This is a genomic window from Rhodococcus jostii RHA1 (assembly GCF_000014565.1).
Lineage (GTDB): Bacteria > Actinomycetota > Actinomycetes > Mycobacteriales > Mycobacteriaceae > Rhodococcus_F > Rhodococcus_F jostii_A.
Genome location: NC_008268.1, coordinates 4,833,979 through 4,853,824 on the forward strand (window position 1 = coordinate 4,833,979; position 19,846 = coordinate 4,853,824).

Annotated in this window: 18 protein-coding genes; 6 read left to right on the forward strand and 12 right to left on the reverse strand. The window is 68.3% G+C overall.

Annotated elements, in window-relative coordinates; translation table 11 throughout:
- Position 1: 1 nt before the first annotated feature.
- The 5 genes from RHA1_RS22350 to RHA1_RS22370 form a co-directional block, all read right to left on the reverse strand.
- Positions 2 to 973 (reverse strand): YVTN family beta-propeller repeat protein, encoded by a 972-nt coding sequence (locus RHA1_RS22350; protein ID WP_011596951.1) that lies wholly within the window; start codon positions 971 to 973, stop codon positions 2 to 4.
- 52 nt (positions 974 to 1,025) lie between these two features.
- A complete protein-coding gene (locus RHA1_RS22355) occupies positions 1,026 to 1,874 on the reverse strand; it encodes an ACT domain-containing protein (RefSeq protein WP_011596952.1) in 849 nt (282 codons plus the stop codon).
- Between the two features lie 147 nt (positions 1,875 to 2,021).
- The gene (locus RHA1_RS22360) at positions 2,022 to 4,052 is read right to left on the reverse strand and encodes a neutral/alkaline ceramidase (protein WP_011596953.1); all 2,031 of its coding nucleotides are present in this window, start codon (positions 4,050 to 4,052) and stop codon (positions 2,022 to 2,024) included.
- Positions 4,053 to 4,174: 122 nt separating this feature from the next.
- Positions 4,175 to 4,903 (reverse strand): acetoacetate decarboxylase family protein, encoded by a 729-nt coding sequence (locus RHA1_RS22365; RefSeq protein ID WP_011596954.1) that lies wholly within the window; start codon positions 4,901 to 4,903, stop codon positions 4,175 to 4,177.
- Positions 4,900 to 5,751 carry an SDR family oxidoreductase gene (locus RHA1_RS22370; RefSeq protein WP_050787511.1) on the reverse strand — a complete coding sequence of 284 codons (852 nt, stop codon included), beginning with the start codon at positions 5,749 to 5,751 and terminating at the stop codon, positions 4,900 to 4,902. The genes RHA1_RS22365 and RHA1_RS22370 overlap by 4 nt, the downstream gene beginning before the upstream one ends.
- A gap of 141 nt (positions 5,752 to 5,892) precedes the next feature.
- Between RHA1_RS22370 and RHA1_RS22375 the strand changes: the two genes are divergently transcribed.
- Positions 5,893 to 7,068 (forward strand): cytochrome P450, encoded by a 1,176-nt coding sequence (locus tag RHA1_RS22375; RefSeq protein WP_050787358.1) that lies wholly within the window; start codon positions 5,893 to 5,895, stop codon positions 7,066 to 7,068.
- A 68-nt stretch (positions 7,069 to 7,136) separates the two neighbouring features.
- On the opposite strand, the gene RHA1_RS22380 is transcribed toward RHA1_RS22375, so the two are convergent.
- Entirely contained in the window at positions 7,137 to 8,018 is an 882-nt protein-coding gene (locus RHA1_RS22380) for an aldo/keto reductase (RefSeq protein ID WP_011596957.1), read from the reverse strand.
- 64 nt (positions 8,019 to 8,082) lie between these two features.
- On the opposite strand from RHA1_RS22380, the gene RHA1_RS22385 reads away from it, so the two are divergent.
- A complete protein-coding gene (locus tag RHA1_RS22385; protein WP_011596958.1) occupies positions 8,083 to 8,898 on the forward strand; it encodes an HAD family hydrolase in 816 nt (271 codons plus the stop codon).
- Positions 8,899 to 8,949: 51 nt separating this feature from the next.
- On the opposite strand, the gene RHA1_RS22390 is transcribed toward RHA1_RS22385, so the two are convergent.
- The 5 genes from RHA1_RS22390 to fadD3 are packed head-to-tail and all read right to left on the reverse strand — an operon-like array spanning position 8,950 to position 14,538.
- Entirely contained in the window at positions 8,950 to 9,999 is a 1,050-nt protein-coding gene (locus tag RHA1_RS22390) for an acyl-CoA dehydrogenase family protein (protein WP_011596959.1), read from the reverse strand.
- Positions 9,996 to 10,964: an acyl-CoA dehydrogenase family protein gene (locus RHA1_RS22395; RefSeq protein WP_011596960.1), complete on the reverse strand. Its 969-nt coding sequence runs from the start codon at positions 10,962 to 10,964 to the stop codon at positions 9,996 to 9,998. Before RHA1_RS22395 ends, RHA1_RS22390 begins: the two co-directional genes overlap by 4 nt.
- On the reverse strand, positions 10,961 to 12,121 hold the full coding sequence (locus RHA1_RS22400) for an acyl-CoA dehydrogenase family protein (RefSeq protein ID WP_011596961.1): 1,161 nt from the start codon (positions 12,119 to 12,121) through the stop codon (positions 10,961 to 10,963). The genes RHA1_RS22395 and RHA1_RS22400 overlap by 4 nt, the downstream gene beginning before the upstream one ends.
- Positions 12,122 to 12,994: an enoyl-CoA hydratase gene (locus tag RHA1_RS22405; RefSeq protein ID WP_005254492.1), complete on the reverse strand. Its 873-nt coding sequence runs from the start codon at positions 12,992 to 12,994 to the stop codon at positions 12,122 to 12,124.
- On the reverse strand, positions 12,991 to 14,538 hold the full coding sequence (gene fadD3 / locus RHA1_RS22410; protein ID WP_011596962.1) for a 3-[(3aS,4S,7aS)-7a-methyl-1,5-dioxo-octahydro-1H-inden-4-yl]propanoyl:CoA ligase: 1,548 nt from the start codon (positions 14,536 to 14,538) through the stop codon (positions 12,991 to 12,993). The genes RHA1_RS22405 and fadD3 overlap by 4 nt, the downstream gene beginning before the upstream one ends.
- Before the next feature lie 48 nt (positions 14,539 to 14,586).
- On the opposite strand from fadD3, the gene RHA1_RS22415 reads away from it, so the two are divergent.
- The 4 genes from RHA1_RS22415 to RHA1_RS22430 all read left to right on the forward strand — a co-directional run bounded on the left by RHA1_RS22415 (position 14,587) and on the right by RHA1_RS22430 (position 18,475).
- Positions 14,587 to 15,807, forward strand: coding sequence for an acyl-CoA dehydrogenase family protein (locus tag RHA1_RS22415; RefSeq protein ID WP_009477671.1), 1,221 nt, complete (start codon positions 14,587 to 14,589; stop codon positions 15,805 to 15,807).
- Complete coding sequence (locus RHA1_RS22420; protein ID WP_011596964.1) at positions 15,804 to 16,607, forward strand: SDR family oxidoreductase; 804 nt, start codon at positions 15,804 to 15,806, stop codon at positions 16,605 to 16,607. Before RHA1_RS22415 ends, RHA1_RS22420 begins: the two co-directional genes overlap by 4 nt.
- Positions 16,608 to 16,698: 91 nt before the next feature.
- Positions 16,699 to 17,313, forward strand: coding sequence for a TetR/AcrR family transcriptional regulator (locus tag RHA1_RS22425; protein ID WP_009477673.1), 615 nt, complete (start codon positions 16,699 to 16,701; stop codon positions 17,311 to 17,313).
- Between the two features lie 13 nt (positions 17,314 to 17,326).
- Complete coding sequence (locus tag RHA1_RS22430; protein WP_011596965.1) at positions 17,327 to 18,475, forward strand: acetyl-CoA C-acetyltransferase; 1,149 nt, start codon at positions 17,327 to 17,329, stop codon at positions 18,473 to 18,475.
- A gap of 39 nt (positions 18,476 to 18,514) precedes the next feature.
- Here RHA1_RS22430 and RHA1_RS22435 read toward each other — a convergent pair whose 3' ends face one another.
- A complete protein-coding gene (locus tag RHA1_RS22435) occupies positions 18,515 to 19,777 on the reverse strand; it encodes an ATP-binding protein (protein WP_011596966.1) in 1,263 nt (420 codons plus the stop codon).
- Positions 19,778 to 19,846 lie beyond the last annotated feature (69 nt).

The following is a 19,846-nucleotide window of genomic DNA, read 5'->3' on the forward strand; positions in this document are numbered from 1 at the left end:
GTCAGCGCGGCAGCGTCGCGTCGCCCGGTGCGCGCGAGATGGTGGCGATCGTGTTCTCGTTCTGACTGGTGGCGTAGGCCCTCGCGCCGTCGGCGGAGACCGCGACGCCACCGGCGCTGCCGCCGACGGCGAGCGACGTCACCTCGGTGTTGGTGCCCGGATCGAACACGGTGACGGCCCCACCCTCGGAGTCGACGACGTACAGGGTGTGTCCGTCCGCGGTCACCGCGGCACCGCCCATCGTCCCGTCGACACCGAATGTGGCGGTCACCGTGTTGGTGGCCGCGTCGATCACCGACATCTCCGCGCCGCTCCGCACGTAGGCCCGGTCGTTCGTGGCCGTCACGGCACTGGGGTGGGAGGCGACGGGAATCGTGTCGACGACGGTCGTCGTCGCCGTGTCGATCACCGTCACCGTGTTGTCGGAGGAGTTGGTGACGTACACGTGCGTGCCGTTGGCCGCGAGCTGGATGGGGAAGGCGCCGACCGGAACCGTGGCGGTCACCGTATTCGTGGCGGTGTCGATCACGGAGACGGTACTCTCGACGCCGTTGGTGACGTAGGCGTGGGCCCCGTCTGCGGATACCGCGACCGCCAAGGCGAATTCGCCGACCGCAATCGTGGCCGCCACGGTGTTGGTGGCGGTGTCGATCACGGACACGCTCCGGTCGGCGGTGTTCACGACGAACGCCCTCGCACCGTTCGGGGTGACGGCGATTCCGGTGGGTCCGCCGCCCACCGGGACGGTGGCGGTGACGGCGTTCGTGGCGGTGTCGATGACGGAGACGCTGTTGGCCCCGGAGTTCGTGGCGTACGTGACGGCGCCGCCTGGTGCGACCGCCACCTGCATCGGCGTCTGCCCGACGGGAACGGTGGCGGTCACGGCATACGTCGGCGCCGCACCGGCGGTGGTGGCCAGGAGGCCCAGCGTGGCGACGCCGATCGTCAGGACAGTCGAAGTGCGGGCGAACATCACCGTCGTAGTGTCTCTCGCACCGTGGCCGTCGTCCGGGATGTCCGCAAGATCACGTGGCAGGCCCGGCGAGTCCCCCCGAGTTCGCGGTCTCGCGGGTTCGCTGCGCCAGCTCGCTCAGGCGACGGGCGCGGGCGATCTCGGCCGGAGTGAACGGCTCGTCCGCCGGCCGCACGAAGACGAGCGGCTCACCCTCACCCGACGGGATCTCGACGGACGCCCCCGTGGGCGGATGGTCGCTCACCCGCGAATCGACGTACTGGGCGCCGAGAAGCTCCGCGATCGACAGGGGCAGTTCGGACGGATCGGCCGCCACCCGCGCCGCCAACGTCAGTGCCTTGGTCTGGCCGTCGATCAGCGCGAGCGCCGACGCCGGCCAGATTCCCACACTGCGTCCGCCTCCGGCCCGGACGGCATGCGCGAGCGCCTCCGGCGACGTCTCGCGGCACGCGCCGACGATCAACTCGTCGAGCGAACCGCCGTCCAGGTGATGGACGTGCACCGTCAGGATGTTCGCCTCCAGCTTCGCGAGATTGTGGGCCAGCGATTCGAGCTGTCCCGGTTGGTCGCTCACCCGGACACGGATGCGCCAGAGCGACTGCCCCGTCGGGAGAGGGCCGTGCTTGCCGTCGGGCGGACCGTGCAGCCAGCCGCCGAGCAGTCTCATCGCCGACGGCTCCACCACCCAGATCACCAGCACCGTGGTGCTGACGGTCAGGACCGTGACGGTCATCAGATAGGAGACGTGGAAGTGAATGACCAGGGCATGGAGCAATAGTTCGACGGGAAAGACGGCGCACAGTTTCGCGAGCGCCAGGCGGACGCGACGGGGGTGCGGAAGCCGGCCGCACACCTCACACGCGTTGACATGAACTCCGGGTTCTCTCTCGGCATCGTTCATGCGCCCACTGTCGTCCGGAAGTATTGCCGGGTAGTTTCATCCCACGGTCGGTGGTGTGACGGATGATCGTGAAATGCGTTGGGGTGCAACGCCGATGTGGTGGGACAGACACCGCGTCACCGCGTGTGATCGGGGGCACGTGGACGGCTATCCGACCTCGAATTCGTTCGACGTCCCGGTGAACGAGGTGATCGCGCCTGCCGCGTCGCGGCTGTTGCCGAAGTGCTGCACACGGTAGCGCCCGGCGGGAGTTCCGGCGGGGACGTCCCACGTGATCTGCGCGACCGACCGGTTCGACCCGGTGCGCGTCCAGCGGTACTTGGTCGACCAGTCGCCGTCGTCGGCGTGACGCACCCAGCCGTCGCCGCCCCGGCGCTGGATCTCGAGGAACGTGCCACGCCGGCGCGGGTCGTTCCGGGGGTGGCCGGTGACGAACTCGACCGTGACCTGTTCGCCCGCCGACACTTTCGCGGCGGGCTCGGTCAGTACGTCGCCGAAGACGCGCCCTGCCGGTGGTTCGTCGTGGTCGACGCCCGGACCGGCGTACGGCTGGAACTGCGACAGGTCGCGGGGCGCTGGGCCGCGGGGAACGTCGCGGCCGGTGCGCATCGCGTCCGCGAGCGCCGCGAATCCCTGCTGGTACGCGGGCAGCGTGTAGCGGCCGAAGAGGGTCGAGCCGCCCTCGTACTGCTGCGCGTCGTACTCCTGCGGGGTGGTGCAGTAACTCGCGTACGAGTTGGCGTAGCCCTGGAAGATCACGTTCTCCAGCGGCACACCGAGTCTGTCGGCGACGGTGCGGCGGATCCGCAGCCCGGACACGATCGTGAATTCCGCCGGGCCGCCCACCACGTACACGCCGCCGATGCGGATGATCTGAATCTTCAGCACGTGCGGAACCCACCCGTCGGGTGGCAGCAGACCGACGGCCACGAGCACGAGTTTCGGGGCCTGCGCGTCCTGCAGCCACTGCGGGATCGGAGCGTCCATCCCGCCGAGCGCGTCGACGAGCGGGTTGGTGGTGCCTTCCGGGAAGATCGGGATGGCCGGACCGTCCTCGGTGCTGCCCGCGCTCATGGCGGCCCCGACACACGCGGGGGACGTGCGATAGGTGCGGCCGTCGGGGGTGAATTCGCCGCCGACCTCCTGATTCGCCATGTCGAGGTACATGATTCGGCTGTCCACACCGCCGGTGAGAATGTCTGACGCCGATTCCCACGCCGTGCGTGCGGCCGCGACCTGCCGTCGCCCGATGATGCGGGTGTTCTCGAATTCGTCGTCGGTGGGTCCGTGGCCGGGCCGGAGGTCGAGGTTGGGGGACATGTCGCCGGTGTTCGTCTGCGGGAACGCGGCGACGAAACGAGGCTTGTCGTCGTCGAGGTAGCGGACACCCTCGTGGTCGTGCTCCCAGAAGTAGGCGGCCGCACCCTTGTTGTCGCCGGATATCAGATGGTTCGTGTTGGTGAGCGAAGCGCCGTGGGTGGGGAACCAGTTGATCGCCCCGACGTCTCTGCCGCCCTGCGTGATTCGCAGGACCCGCATCGACGTGTCGATGCCCAGGGGGTAGTAATCCCGGTCCTCGGAGGGGTTGCGGCCGAAGGCGATCCGCGAACGGTTGACACTGGCATCGGTGAGTTCGCTGCGCCCGTACGACACCGAACCTGGAGCGAGGGAATCGTGCGCTGCGGTGATCGCCTCGACGATGCCGCAGACCTCGGCGTCGAACACTTGACGATTGTGGCCGAGCACGGCGAGGTTGTAGGCGTAGTCGTGGGACGCCCCGCCGCACGCCGCGTGGGAGTGCACCGCCGTGAGCATAACGTTCCGCTCCGTGTACAGGCCGCCGTGGAGTTCCGCGAGCCGGGCCAGCACGGCGTCGTGCACGGACTGAAAGATCATGCACACGTCGACGCACACGTAGACCACGCGCTGCCGACCGGGCTCGGCGAACACGAACGCCCGCGCACGGGTCCGCTGATGCAGTCCCTCGGCGCGCTGCTCGAAGCTGGAGTACCCCATCATCCCGACGTCGGCGACCGGCCCGGTGGCGTCGGAAATGCCGACCCCGATGAGGAATTCGGAGTCGGGGTCGGGATTTGCGGGTGCCGTCCCGGAACCGAGCGTGGCGAACGTCGGAGTCAGGGCCGCCCCCGCGAGCACGCTGCGTCGTCTGATCTGCACTACCGATCGTCCTTTCGGCGGCCGTCCCCCCAGGGGTGCCACGAATTGGTCAAGCGTCCAGAACCGTAGCCGGTATTGGACCCCAGTTCGGTCATCGGCGCAACCCCCCCACTCATGTGCGGTCAGACGGGCTGCGCGTCCCCGAACGTCATCTTCAATTCGGGGATCGAGGACGTGACGAGTGCCCGTTTCGGAAGTCCCAGCGACCGTAGTTCGTCCGCGATCGGGTGGCTGCCCAGTTTGAGCTCCGCCCCTCCGGGCCGGGAGCGGATCCCGGTCGGGTGCATGTCCCAGGTGGTGAATCGGGTGAGCCCGTCGAGGTGCGAATAGGCGGCGAGCGACGTGCCTGCCCCCGAACCCGGCACCGCAATACCCGGCTTGACACTCAACTGTGCGATCAGCCGGCCGTCCCGGCTCACCGAACCGCGCCTGACGGAACCGGTGTGGTCGACGTCGAAATCGGCCAGGACCTTCGGGAAGCCCCAGATGCCGCGGCCGGCGGCCAGAGTGAAGTCGCCGTCGACGGGCAGGTGATGAATCAGCGCACCCGCCCGGCCCCGGGCCAGCGCCTTCAGGTCCCGGGGGACCGAGGTGCTGTCGGCCCGGTGGTCGCGGACGAGGAACGCCACCCCGAATTCGTTGTACGGGCCGAGGTCGCCGTCCACGTAGTCGACGAACACGAGGACGCAGATGCCGCGTCCCGGCCGGAACTGCAGGATCTCGAGGCCGGTGTAGTCGATCAGCGACTGGGCGGCGCGGGTCGGCACCGAATACATCGCCATGAACGCGGACGCGGCCCGGATCTCCACGGGCATGTCGACCTGCTTGCCGAGAACCTGGTGCGACGTCACGGCCCGACCACCCCGCGCAGACCGTCGGCGCCGAACATGGGCTCGAACATCGACGTGAAGTCGGGTCCACGACGCAACATCTGGCCGCCGTCGACGTTGATGATCTGCCCCGTGATCCAGGTGGAGTCGGGGCCGAGGAGGAACTTGGCGAGCGCGGCGATGTCGGTGACCTCGCCGACCCGTGCGATCGGGGTGTTGGCCAGGTAGTCGTCCAGGACGGGCCCGCCGTCGGTGATGAGCGCGACGAGGTCGGTGCGGGTCAGTCCGGGGCGGATGCAGTTGACGCGGACGTTGCTGGCCCCGAGTTCGTCGGCGGCGAGTTGCGTCAGGTTGTCGACACCCGCCTTGGACGGACCGTATGCGCCGAACCAGCGGTGCGTGTTGCTGCTCGCGATCGAGGAGATGGTGACGATGGAACCGCCGCCTCCGGCGACGAGCGCCCGCGCGGAATGCTTGATCGTCAGCATGGTGCCGGTGACGTTCAGGTCCACGGTCCGCCGCCACGCGTCCACGTCGAGTTGGGTCACGGGTCCCACCGTTTCGTTCCCGCCTGCGCAGGTGACGACGCCGTGGAGCTGCCCGGTGCGCTCGGCCGCTGTTGCGACAGCGCGGATGACGTCGTCCTCGTTCGTGACGTCGGCGGTGACCGTGTCGACCGTCCCCGCGGGATCGCCGGTGGTGATCTGCTCCGCTGCGCGTGCCAGTTTCTCCTCGTTGCGACCGCAGATCGTGACGTGGACGCCGTCGGCCGCGAGGGCGGTGGCGACACCCAGTCCGATGCCACTGCCGCCACCGGTGACGAGTACGGACGTCTTCGCGAGCCCGCTGCTGCCGTCGTTGGTAACCACGTACACCTCCAGGTAATAGAACTCGTGTCAATTATCGAGCCGAGGATCTGTGAAACTTGCCGCTATACCACTGCGTCATAATAGGAACACGTTCTATTATCGGGGCACGATCGGCGGGATTCAATGCGGAGGAGTGCCTCGATGACGAACAGGCCGGATTTCGATCTGATCGACGGACGGTTCTACTCGGGCGAACTCGGCGACCCTCGGCAGGCCTACGCATGGATGCGCGCCCACGAACCCGTGTATCGGGCGGACGGGATTCTCGGCGCCGCGTCGTACGAGGCCGTCCTGGCGGCCGAACGCGACCCGGAGTTGTTCTCGAACGCGGGCGGCATCCGGCCCGGGCTGGGCCCGTTGCCGCAGATGATCGACATGGACGATCCACAGCACCTGCAACACCGTCGCCTCGTCAACGCCGGATTCACCCGCAAACAGGTGGAAGCGAAGATCGGCCGGATCCGGGAGATCTGCGATCACCTCATCGACGCCGCGTGCGACAAGGACGAAGTGGACTTCGTGCGCGACCTGGCCGCGCCGCTCCCCATGGCCGTCGTCGGCGACATGCTCGGCATGCGGCCCGAGGAACGCGACACGTTCCTGCAATGGTCCGACGACCTGATGAACGCACTCGGCAGCAACGCCACCCCGGAAGAACTCCAGGCCCAGGCCAACGCGTACCTGGCATTCAACGAATTCACGCTCCGGACCATCGAGGAGCGGCGGCAGAATCCGACGGACGACCTCACCAGCATCCTCGTGCACAGCGAGATCGACGGGCACCGGCTCAGCGACCCGGACATCGTCGGCGAAACCCTGCTGATCCTGATCGGCGGCGACGAGACCACCCGGCACGTCCTCAGCGGCGGCATGGAACAACTGATGCGTCACCCCGACCAGCATCAGCGGCTCGTGAACGACCCCGACGGGATCCCGGCGGCGGTCGAGGAGATGCTGCGCTGGTCTTCGCCGATCAAGAACATGTGCCGCACCGTCACCCGCGACGTCGAATTCTTCGGAACCGACCTGCGCCAGGGCGAGAAGATGATGCTGCTCTTCGAATCCGCCAACTTCGACGACGCCGTGTTCGACAGTCCCGAGGTGTTCGACATCGAACGGTCGCCGAACCCGCACGTCGCATTCGGTTTCGGCACCCACTTCTGCCTGGGGAACCAATTCGCCCGGCTCGAAGCGAAGATCATGTTCGAGCAACTGCTGTCGCGGCTGCCGGACATGGTGCTCGTCGACGACGGCCCACTGCGGCGTCGTCCCGCCAACTTCGTGTCCGGGCTCGAGGAGATGCCGGTGAAGCTCTAGGCGCTCCGCGCCCGTGCGCAGTTGACGAGTCTCTGGACTCGTTAACCACTCACGGGCGGCGAAGCCGCCTACTCCGGTGCGTCGATGTTCAACTCGTCCGGGTGGGCTCCGACGCGGACGCCGTCGTCCATCGTCTCGATCTCGCTGAGGTCCTGCTCGCTGAGCTCGAAATCGAACACGTCGATGTTCTCGCGGATCCGCGACTCGTGCACCGACTTGGGGATGACGATCAGCCCACTCTGCAGGTGCCAGCGGATCAGCACCTGGGCCGGGCTCTTGCTGTGCCGGTCGCCGATGCGGGTGATGATCGGGTCGGTGAGCAGCGTGTTCGGCTTCGAGTCGTCGCCCCACCCCGAGTTGCTGGTGCCGCCGAGCGGGCTCCACGATTCGACGGCGATACCGTGCTCGACGGCGAACGTCCGGATCTCCTGCTGCGCCAGATGCGGATGCAACTCCACCTGGTCGACCGCCGGAACGACGCCGCCCCGGTCGATCAGCAACTGCAGGTGACGCGGTTCGAAATTGCACACACCGATCGCCTTCGCGCGACCCGACTCGGCGATCTTCTCCAGCGCATCCCACGTGCGGAGGATGCGGTCGTCGTCCTGCAGCGGCCAATGGATCAGGTAAAGGTCGACATAATCGACGCCGAGACGTCCGAGGCTGGCGTCGAACGCCTTCAACGCCGGCTCGTAGCCCTGATCGGCGTTCCACAACTTGGTGGTGAGAAAGATGTCTTCGCGGGCGACTCCCGAGTTCGCGATGCCGCGGCCGACCCCTTCCTCGTTGCCGTATGCGGCGGCGGTGTCGATGTGCCGGTAGCCCGCCTCGTCCAGGGCGAACCCCACGGCGTGTTCGGTCTCGTCGTTGTCCGCCTGCCAGACGCCCAAGCCGAGCTGCGGGATGATGGTTCCGGAATTCAGCACGATGCTGGGTACTCGAGGACTCATGCTGTCCAGGCTATCGACTGTGGTGGGGTCGTGAGGGGTACATGCGCCCTGGCATCATGCGGAGGTGACGCAAATTCGGCTGTTGGCGACGGACCTCGACGGCACCCTGCTGCGGTCGGACCGCACGATCTCCCCTCGCACCGCGCAGGCAATGGAGGACGCGCGACTGTCGGGGGTGGAGGTGGTGTGGGCAACGGCCCGCGCCCGGCACTCGGTCCACGAGCTGGCGCAGTCGTGCGGATTCCGCGGCAAGGCGATCTGCGCGAACGGCGCGGTGGTACTCGACCTGGCCGACGGAACCCCGGTGATCACGGCGACGACGACCATCGCGATGGCGTCGGCCGCAGCGGCCATGGACCGGGTGCGGACCCTGATGCCCGGTGTCGTGTTCGCGAACATCGGTCCGACGCGCTTCGTCGCCGAACCGGCGTACGCGGCGTTGTGCGAGTTCGCCGACCACCACCGGCACCCGCACGAGATGGCGCTGTCGGAACTGCTGCCCGACATCGACGAGCCGATGGTGAAGATCGTCGCCCGGCACCCCGAGGTTCCCAGCGCGGAGCTGTACCGGGCGGCGGTGGCGGCCGGCGTCGACGGCGTCGAACTGACGCACTCCGGGGCACCGTACGTCGAAATGGCGGCGTCCGGCGTGTCCAAGGCGAGCGCGCTCGCCGAGCTCTGCGCGGTCGACGGGATCTCGACGGAGGAGGTCGCCGTCGCCGGGGACGCCATCAACGACGTCCCGATGCTGACGTGGGCGGGCACGGCTCTCTGCCCGTCCAACGCGCTGCCGGAAGTCCTCGCCCTCGCCGACCACATCCTGCCCAGCAACGACGAAGACGGGGTCGCCAGCTACTTGGAGCGGCTCCGCCGCCCGTGAGTGGTTAACGAGCACGGAGACTCTTTAACCACGCACGGGCGGCGGAGCCGCCTACAGTCCGGTGGCGGTGGCCAGTTGCGGCAGGTACTCCCGCGGCTGCCCGAACAGCTGTGCGCTCCCGTGCGCACGTTTGAAGTGCAGCTGCGCGTCGTGTTCCCACGTGATCGCGATGCCGCCGTGCAGCTGGACGGCCTCGGCCGCGACGTGCTGCAGTGCCTCCGAGCAGTACACCTTCGCGATGACGGCGTCCTCGTGCGTCCCCGACAGCGCCGCGGCGTACGACATGGACCTGGCCGTCTCGACGAGGGCGTACATGTCGGCCATGCGGTGCTTGAGTGCCTGGAACGACCCGATCGCCCGGCCGAACTGCTTGCGCGACTTCGCGTACTCGACCGTCTGCTCCAGCGCCGCGGACGCCGCACCCACCTGTTCCGCCGACAACGCGACCAGTGCGACCGTGCGCAACTGGTCGACGAGGTCGGTGGGGGAGACGAGCCTGCGCGCCGCGACTCCGTCGAACACGACCTCCGACAGCGGACGCGTCGGGTCCATCGCCGGGACGCGGCGACGCGTGACGCCGTCCGCCGCCGGGTCGACCTCGAACAATCCGGCGGACGTGGGAACCAGGAGCACATCCGCGACGTCACCGCCGAGCACGTACGACGCCGTCCCCGACAGCGTCTCGCCCGATGCGGTGACCCCGAATCCGGACCAGCCGTCCGCACCTGCCCAGCACAGCGCGGCGACAGTTCCGGCCGCGATGCCGGGCAGCAGTCGGGCGCACGCGTCGTCGTCCCCCGACAGCACCAGCGCCTGCGCGGCCAGCACGGCGCTGCCCAGCATCGGCGACGGCGTCAGCGTGCGGCCCAGTTCTTCCTGCACCACATGCACTTCCAGCAGCGACGCCCCCACGCCGTCGTATTTCTCCGGCACGGCCAGCGCGGCGACGCCGATCTGCTCGCACAGCTTCGACCACAGGGTGTCGTCGTAGCAGTGCTCGGTGGTGATCGCCCGGCGGACGGCGGCCGAGTCGGAATGCTTACCCAGCAGATCCCGGACCGACGACCGGAGCGCGGCCCGCTCCTCGTTGTCGAAACTCATGACGCCTCCACGAGCGAGTCGACGACGCGGCCGCGGTGGTACGCCGGCGTGCCCCAGGCGGTGACCAGCGCCCGGACCTTGGTGAGCCAAAGCGACAGGTCGTGCTCCTGGGTGTAGCCGATGGCGCCGTGCACCTGCAGCGCCACCCGCGCCGCCCGGTACGCGGCATCCCCGCACGCGACCTTCGCCGCGGAGACGTCCCGGGAACTGTCGACGGACCCGTCCCGCACGGACAGTGCTGCACCGTGCAGCAGCGGCCGCGACATCTCCAGCCCGACCGCGACCTCGGCCAGGTGATGTTTGATGGCCTGGAACTGTCCGATCACCTTGCCGAACTGCTTGCGCTGCTTGGCATAGTCGGTGGTCACGTCCAGCAGGGTCTGCCCGAGTCCCTGCAGTTGGGCGGCGGTGGCCAGGGCGCCGAGATCGAATGCGGGCGCGAAGTCGGCGTCGCCGAATGCGTCCCCGGCGGTCAGTGGATACAGCCGTCGCGACTGATCCACCGAGTTCTGCACCGCCCCGGCCTGTCCGAGGCTCACGGTGGCGCCGTCGACGAGCAGGACGAGGTCGGCCGAGTCGGCATCGACGGCGAACGGCACGTGCGGCGCGGCCGCGACCGTGGCGAGTGAACCGGAAGCCAACGCCGCCAACCGGTCCGGGCCCACCTGCGCGAGCAGGGCGGGCGCGACGGCCACGGTTTCGGCCACCGGACCGGGAACGGCATGGCGTCCGAGTTGCTCGACGGCCACGACGAGGTCGACGGCGTCGGCGCCCAGCCCGTCGTGCTCGTCCGCGACGAGCAGTCCGTTGACGCCGGTCTCGGCGAGGCGCTGCCACACCTTCAGGCCCGGACCCGTGTCGCCTGTGTTCCACGACCGGATCACCGCCGGCATGTCCGCCTTCGACAGCAACGCGTCGATGCTGGAAGCGAAGTCCTGATGGGAGGAGTCGAGTGTGAATCTCATCGATCCGCCTTCGGTAGGCCGAGCAGCCGCTCGGCGATCACGTTCTTCTGAATCTCGTTGGTGCCGGCGTAGATCGGCCCGGACAGGGAGAACAGGTAGCCGTCCATCCAGTTGTCCGCGAGCTCCGCCGAGGCGCCCTGCAATTCGAGTGCGGTCTCGTGCGTGGCGATGTCCCACTCCGACCAGAACACCTTGTTGATCGACGATTCGGCGCCCAGTTGCCCGCCGTCGGCCAGTCGGGTGACGGTGCCGAACGTGTTCAGCTGGTACGCGCGGGCGCCGATCCAGGCGTCGGCGACCTGGTTTCGCAGGTCCGTGTCGTCGGTGCGTCCGCTGTTCCGGAACAGCTCCACCAGCCGATCGACGGTCGCGAGGAAACGGCCCGGGCTGCGCAGCGACAGTCCGCGTTCGTTGGACGCGGTGCTCATCGCCACACGCCAGCCCTGGTTCACGCCGCCGATCACCCCGGACTCGCCGGGGTTCGCGGGGTCGTCCGGGACGAAGACGTCCTCGAGGAAGATCTCCGCGAAACCGGGTTCGCCGTCCAGCTGATCGATCGGGCGCACGGTCACGCCCTTCGAGCGCAGGTCGAACATGAAGTATGTGATGCCCTTGTGCCGCTGGGCATCCGGGTCGGACCGGAACAGTCCGAAGCCCCAGTCCGCGAAGCTCGCCCGCGAACTCCACGTCTTCTGCCCGTTCAGCACCCAGCCACCGTCGACGCGCCGCGCGGTGGAACGGAGCGACGCGAGGTCGCTACCCGACTCCGGCTCCGACCAGGCCTGCGCCCAGATGTCGTCGGCGCGGGCCATCCGCGGCATGATGCGGGCCAACTGCTCGGCGTTCGCGTGCTCGAACAGCGTCGGGGCGAGCAGGAAGATGCCGTTCTGGCTGACGCGTCCGGGCGCACCCGAACGGTAGTACTCCTCCTCGAACACCACCCATTCCAGCAGCGACGCGTCCCGTCCACCCCGCTCCTCCGGCCACGACACCACCGACAGCCGGGCGTCGGCGAGTGTGCGTTCCCACTCGCGGTGCGCCTCGAAACCCTCGGCGGTGTCCATCGACGGCAGCGGCTCGGCGGGAACGTTGTCGCGCAGGAAGGTTCGCACCTCCTCGCGGAAGGCGACGGTGGCGGCGCCGAACTCGAGATCCACTTACTTCGCCCCTTCGTTCGAGTTGCGTGCACTGGCCGCCATCGACTTGGCATCCATGCCGCCGAGCGGATCGGTGTCGATCTCGGCGTTGTGCGCGTGCGCGAAGTGGTGGAGGCCGAAGACGGAGTCCATGCCGTTCCGCATGCCCATCTGGTCCTCGCACTGGTTGACGGCCTTCTTGGTGAGCGCGAGCCCGAACCGGGGCATGGCGGCGATGCGCCCGGCGATCGCGAGCGTCTCCTGCTCCAGGTCCTCGCGGGGCACGACGCGGTTGACCATGCCCACCTCGTACGCGCGCTGCGCGGTGAACCGGTCGCCGGTGAAGAGGATTTCCTTCGCGAACCGCGGTCCGAGCATCCACGGATGCGCGAAGTACTCGACCCCCGGAATGCCCATACGTACGACCGGGTCGGAGAAGAACGCGTCGTCCGACGCCACGATGAGGTCGCACACCCACGCCAGCATCAGCCCGCCGGCGATGCAGGCGCCCTGGATCATCGCGATGGTCGGCTTCGGGATCTCGCGCCAGCGACGGCACATCCCGAGATAGACCTCCATCTCGCGCGCGAACCGCTGGTCGCCACCCGGCTTGTCGACGTGGTCCCACCACATGACGGCCTTGTTGTCGTAGTGCACGTGATGGTCCCGGCCCGGGGTCCCGATGTCGTGCCCGGCGCTGAAGTGCTTCCCGTTGCCGGCGAGGACGATCACCTTCACGTCGTCGTCCTCGACGGCCCGCTCGAACGCGGCGTCGAGGGCGTACGTCATCACCGAGTTCTGGGCGTTGCGGTAGTCGGGGCGGTTGAGCGTCACGAATGCGACACCGTCACGCACCTCGTAGGTGACGACGTCACCCTCGTCCGGAACCGTCATTTCTTCTCCTCACGCAGAACGTTTTTCATGACCTTCCCGGAGGGGTTCCGGGGGAGGGAGTCGACGAAGCGCACCGATCGGGGCACCTTGAAGTTGGCGAGTCGCTCCTTGCAGAACGCGACCACGTCGTCCTCGGCGAGCGTGACGCCCGGCTTGGCGACCACGTAGGCCCGCCCGACCTCGCCCATCCGCTCGTCGGGAACACCGATGACGGCAGACTCCGCGACGCCGTCGAGTCGGGCAAGGGCGTTCTCCACCTCAGCGGGATACACGTTGAAACCGCCGGAGATGTACATGTCCTTGAGGCGGTCGGTGATGTCGACGTAACCGCGGTCGTCCAGGGTGCCGACGTCGCCGGTATGCAGCCAGCCGTCCGCATCGATGGTCTTGGCAGTCGATTCGGGGTCGTCGAGGTAACCGAGCATCACGTTCTCGCCGCGCACCAGGATCTCGCCCTGGTCGCCGATCCGGACCTCCATCCCGGGGATGGCGCGACCCGACGTGGTCGAGACGGTCACCGGGTCGTCGTCGGTCCGGCACATCGTGACCACCACCGCCTCCGTCTGGCCGTAGGCGGTGAGGACGGCGTCGAAGCTCAGCTCCGACTGCATCCGTTCCACCAGGGCGACCGGCACCGCGGCCGCGCCCGTGATCGCGACCCGCAGGCTGGACAGGTCGTACTTCGGCCGGTCGGGGTGGTCGAGGATCGACTGGAAGATCGTGGGGGCGCCGGGCAGCACGGTGATCTGCTCGTCGTGCACGGTCGCCATCACCTTCGGCACGTCGAACACCGCCATCGGTACCACCGTCGCCCCGTTCAGCAGGCACACCAGGAACCCCGCCTTGTATCCGAAGGTGTGGAAGAACGGGTTGATGATCAGGTAGTTGTCGTCGGAGGTCACCTCGGCGCACTCACCCCACGCCTGCGCGATGCCCACCGACTGCCGGTGCGCACTCATCACGCCCTTGCTGCGGCCCGTCGTGCCCGACGTGAACATGACGTCGGAGACGTCGTCGGGGGAGACGGCGGCCGCGCGGGCATCGGCCTCGGCACGCGTGTCCTCGTCGGCGAGGGCGAGGAAGTCGTCGAAGTCGAAGACGCCGGGCAACTCGGCGTCGCCGCCGTCGACCGGAACCCGGACGACGGTCGGCAGGTCGAAGGTGCTCGACTCGTCGCGCAGCGACGCGTACCGGTCGGTGCCGAGGAAGTTGCCCGCGACCACCAGTGCGGTGGTCTTGGTGCGCTCGAGAATGTCGAGGGCCTCCGTGGCCGTGTACCGGGTGTTGATCGGGACGAGAGTCGCACCGGCGTAGTGGATGCCGAGCGCCGCGACCACCCAGTGATACGTGTTGGGCGACCACACCGCGACGTGATCGCCGGGCCGCACGTCCTGTGAGCTGAGTGCGGCGGCGAAATCGCGGACACGGTCGTGCAGTTGTGTGAAGGTCAGACGGACGTCGCCGTCCGCCACGGCTGTGAGCTCGCCGAATTCGCGTGCGGCCCGTTTCAGGGCGGACGGGGTGGTTGTCGGTTGTTCGGTCACTGGGCTCCCTACCTACCTAGCAAGTGCTTGGTAGGTTATCTTACAGACGTGGACCAGAGCGAGAGCCCGGACGGGCTGATCACCGACGACGACTTTGCGCAGACCGTCAGGACGTGGCTGAACGACAACCTCACCGGCGACTTCGCCCGGCTGAAAGGCAAGGGCGGCCCCGGCAGCGAGCACGAGTTCTTCGAGGAACGGCTCGCGTGGGACCGTCATCTCGCCGCGGCGGGATGGACCTGCCTCGGCTGGCCGAAGGAGCACGGCGGGCGCGGAGCCACGCTTGCCCAGCAGGTGGTGTTCCATCAGGAGTACGCGAAGTCGGGGGCGCCGGCGCGGGTCAGCCACGTCGGCGAGGAACTGCTCGGCCCGACGCTCATCGCGTTCGGCACCGAGGAACAGAAGCGTCGCTTCCTCCCCGGCATCAACACCGTGACCGAACTGTGGGCGCAGGGCTATTCCGAGCCGGGCGCCGGTTCCGACCTCGCGAACGTATCCACCACCGCCCGCCTCGACGGCGACAAGTGGGTGATCAACGGGCAGAAGGTGTGGACGTCCCTCGCGCACGTCGCCCAGTGGGCGTTCGTCCTCTGCCGCACCGAACCGGGATCCAAGCGGCACCAGGGCCTGAGCTTCCTGCTCGTCCCGCTCGACCAACCCGGCGTCACGGTCCGGCCCATCCAGCAGTTGACCGGCACGTCCGAGTTCAACGAGGTGTTCTTCGACGACGCCGTCACGGACGCGGATCTGGTGGTCGGGGAGCCGGGTGACGGCTGGCGCGTCGCGATGGGTCTGCTCACCTTCGAGCGCGGCGTGTCCACGCTCGGGCAGCAGATCGGATTCGCCCGCGAACTGCAGGGCGTCGTCGACCTCGCGAAAGCCAACGGTGCGGCGACCGACCCCAACATCCGCGAGAAGATCGCCCGCGCGTGGGTCGGGCTGCGGGTGATGCGAGCGCACGCACTGCGCACCCTGGAGGCGGTCGACGCCGGGACCTCCGGCGCGGAGGCGTCCGTCGCGAAGCTGCTCTGGGCCAACTGGCACCGCGACCTCGGACAGCTGGCCATGGAAGTGCAGGGCGCGGCGTCGCTGCTCGCCCCGGCCGATCCGGCGTCCGACGTCACGGACCCCGAACATCTCGAACTGGGCGACTGGCAGCGGCTCTTCCTCTTCACCCGCGCCGACACGATCTACGGCGGATCCAACGAGATCCAGCGCAACATCATCTCCGAGCGCGTGCTCGGACTCCCCCGAGAGGCACGACCGTGACACAGACATCCCCACTCGCCACCGCGCCCGCCGAGACTCCGGGACACGACCTGCTGAAAGACAAGAAGGTCGTCGTCACCGCCGCGGCGGGCACCGGCATCGGCTACGCGTCCGCGCGACGCGCCCTGCTCGAGGGCGCCGACGTGCTGGTGTCCGACTGGCACGAACGACGGCTCGGCGAGACGCAGGAAAAGCTCGCCGCCGAATTCCCGGGCCAGGTGGTCGAGGCGCTGACGTGTGACGTGTCCAGCACGGAGCAGGTGAATGCGCTGATCGCCGCCGCCGCCGAACGACTCGGCCGGATCGACGTCCTCGTCAACAACGCCGGACTCGGCGGCGAGACACCGCTCGTCGACATGACGGACGAGGAGTGGGACCGCGTCCTCGACATCACGCTCAACGGAACGTTCCGCGCCACCCGCGCCGCGCTGCGCTACTTCAAGGAGGTCCCGCACAACGGTGTACTGGTCAACAATGCGTCGGTCCTCGGGTGGCGGGCCCAGCACTCGCAGGCACACTACGCGGCCGCGAAGGCCGGCGTCATGGCCCTGACCCGCTGCAGCGCGATCGAGGCCGCCGAGTACGGCGTCCGGATCAACGCCGTCGCGCCGTCCATCGCGCGGCACGCGTTCCTCGCGAAGGTCACCAGCGAGGAACTCCTCGACAAGCTGGCGTCCGGCGAGGCGTTCGGCCGCGCCGCCGAGGTGTGGGAAATCGCTGCCACCATCGCCATGCTCGCCAGCGACTACACCACGTACCTCACCGGCGAGGTCGTGTCGATCTCGTCGCAGAGGGCGTAGCCGCCCCGTGCGTGGTTAACGAGTGTCTGGACTCCTTAACCACGCACGGGGCCGAAGGCCCTAACAAGCGCTTGGTTGATAGGATGTGACGATGACGCCACCCCCCGCCGACGACACGTCCGGCAAGTCCGGACGCCGGACCGAACTCCTCGACATCGCGGCCACCCTGTTCGCCGAACGCGGCCTGCGGGCCACCACCGTGCGCGACATCGCCGACGCCGCGGGCATCCTGTCGGGCAGCCTGTACCACCACTTCGACTCGAAGGAGTCGATGGTCGACGAGATCCTACGGGGCTTCCTCGACGACCTGTTCGGCAAGTACCGCGAGATCGTCGCGTCCGGCCTCGACAGCCGCGCCACCCTCGAAGCGCTGGTCACCACGTCCTACGAGGCGATCGACGCGTCGCATTCCGCGGTCGCGATCTATCAGGACGAGGTGAAGCACCTCGTCGCGAACGAGCGCTTCACGTACCTGTCCGAACTGAACACCGAATTCCGCGAGCTGTGGATGGGTGTGCTCGAGGCGGGTGTGAAGGACGGCAGCTTCCGATCCGACATCGACGTCGAGCTCGCCTTCCGATTCCTCCGCGACACCGCCTGGGTCGCCGTCCGCTGGTACCGGCCCGGCGGCTCGGTCACGGTCGACACCGTCGCCAAGCAATACCTCTCGATCGTCCTCGACGGACTTGCGAGTCCCCATAACTGACTAGGAGTTTCACATGACCGAGGCCTACATCGTCGACGCCGTTCGCACACCGATCGGCAAGAAGAACGGTGGCCTGTCCGGCGTGCACCCCGCCGACCTGGGCGCGCACGTCATCAAGGCCCTCGTCGAGCGCACGGGCTTCGACCCGGCGGGTGTCGACGACGTCGTCTTCGGTTGCGTCGACGCGATCGGCGGGCAGGCGGGCAACATCGCCCGCACCGCGTGGCTGGCCGCCGGCTACCCGGAGGAGGTCCCGGGGGTCACGGTGGACCGGCAGTGCGGGTCGAGTCAGCAGGCCGTGCACTTCGGTGCGCAGGCGATCCTGAGCGGCACCGCCGACCTGATCGTCGCCGGCGGTGTGCAGAACATGAGCCAGATCCCGATCGCCTCGGCAATGGTGGTCGGTCAGCAGTACGGATTCGACACCCCGTTCGGCGGATCGACGGGCTGGACGGAACGCTACGGCGACCAGGAGGTGTCGCAGTTCAACGGCGCCGAACTGATCGCGGACAAGTGGGACATCAGCCGCGAGGAACTCGAGCGCTGGGCGTTGCAGAGCCACGAACGGGCGCGGACGGCCATCGCCGAGGGGCGCTTCGACCGCGAGATCGTTCCGTTCGGTGACGTGACGACGGACGAGGGTCCCCGCGAGACCAGCCTCGAGAAGATGGCGGCGCTGAAGACCCTCACCGAAGGGGGACGTCTCACGGCCGCGGTCGCGAGCCAGATCTCCGACGGTGCGAGCGCGGTGCTGCTGGCCTCACCGGAAGCGGTCGAGAGGTACGGCCTGACTCCCCGTGCCCGCATCCACCACCTCAGCGCCCGCGGCGCCGACCCGATCTTCATGCTCAGCGCCCCGATCCCCGCCACGCGTTACGCGCTGGAGAAGACGGGCCTGAGCATCGACGACATCGACCTGATCGAGATCAACGAGGCCTTCGCGCCGGTCGTCCTCGCTTGGATCAAGGAGATCGGCGCCGACCCGGCGAAGGTCAACGTCAACGGCGGCGCGATCGCCCTCGGACACCCCCTCGGCGCGACCGGCACGAAGCTGATGGCCACCCTCCTCAACGAACTCGAGCGCACCGGCGGCCGCTACGGTCTGCAGACCATCTGCGAAGGCGGCGGCACAGCCAACGCCACCATCATCGAACGCCTGTGAGTACTTGTTAACCGCGGGCGGTTAACAAGTACTCACAGGTCAGGTGCGGGCGTGACCGGCGATGTCCTCCGTGAACGCCTGCATCATCTCGGCGGTGAGGGTGGGACGCACCGTGCCGATCACGTCCAGGTAGTCCTGGGTACCGGCATGGCAGCGTCCCCCCGAGTCGACGCTGCACTCGAACGTCGCCTGCGCAACGGTCCGTGCCGCGTGCGCGACGTCGGCGGGCGTGTAACCCTCGGTCGCGGCGACGAGGGCGGACACGTCGACCTGCTCGTTGCCGAGGTACCGCTCCCACAGTGCGTGCCGGGCCTCCGCGTCCGGCGCGCCGATCGGCAGCACATAGTCGAAACGTCCGTGACGTAGGAACGCATCATCCAGTGCGCGAACGGAATTGGTGGCGCACACCAGCAACCGTCCGCCGCGTTCACGGAAGTGGACGATCGATTTCAGCAGTTCGTTCACCACCCCGACTGACTGCGATCCGGGCCTGCGCCGCGCCGCCACCTCCTCCACCTCGTCGATGAAGACGACGACGTGCTCGAGTTCGCCCATCGACGTGAACGCCTCGCCGAGACCGGCAGCGAGACCGTTCTCGCCGGCCGCGAGCCGCGACGGGAACAGTTCGACGAACGGCCAGCCGAGCCGGCTGGCGATGGCACGCGCGAACGTCGTCTTCCCGGTTCCCGGTGGTCCGAACAGGACCACGGCGCGCGGCGGTGCCACGCCGTGGTCGGCGGCCAGCGCGGGCCGCGACAGGGGGAGCACGATCTTGCGTTCGATCAGCGACTTCTCCCGAGACATGCCGGCGACCTGTTTCCACAGTCCGGCGGGCGGTACCGCGCCGCCGAGCGTCGCCAGGACCCCGGCCGTACGGGGCGACACCGTCCCGAGCTTCTCGTAGTACGTGACTCCGCTGCGGGCGGTGAATCCGGAATTGCTCAGCGCGGTGGCACCGGTCTCACCTTCGGGGAGGAGCGCGCTCACCCGCCGCACTCCTCTGGCGAGGAGCTGGTGCTCGAGCTGCGACAGCAGGGCGCTGCCGAGCCCTTGGGCACGCCATTCGGGATCGAGGGAGAGGCGCATGACCCAGGCGCGGTCCTCATCGACGCGAGCGACCGCCGTCCCGATGATGAGACCGTCCTTCGTCGCGACGACCGCCGGGTGACGGTTCAGCAGACTTCCGACCACGTCCGACAGCGCGAACAGGGGCGGTTGGTCTGTGGTGGTGGAACTGCTGTCCATGCGCACGACGGACTCGAGATCCTCCGGTTCGAAGTCTCGGATGCTCCAGGCGTCCATGCGCCCTCCCTGATGTGGATGGCGGATCCTCAGACTACGTCTGCTGTGAGTACTTATTAACCGCCCGCG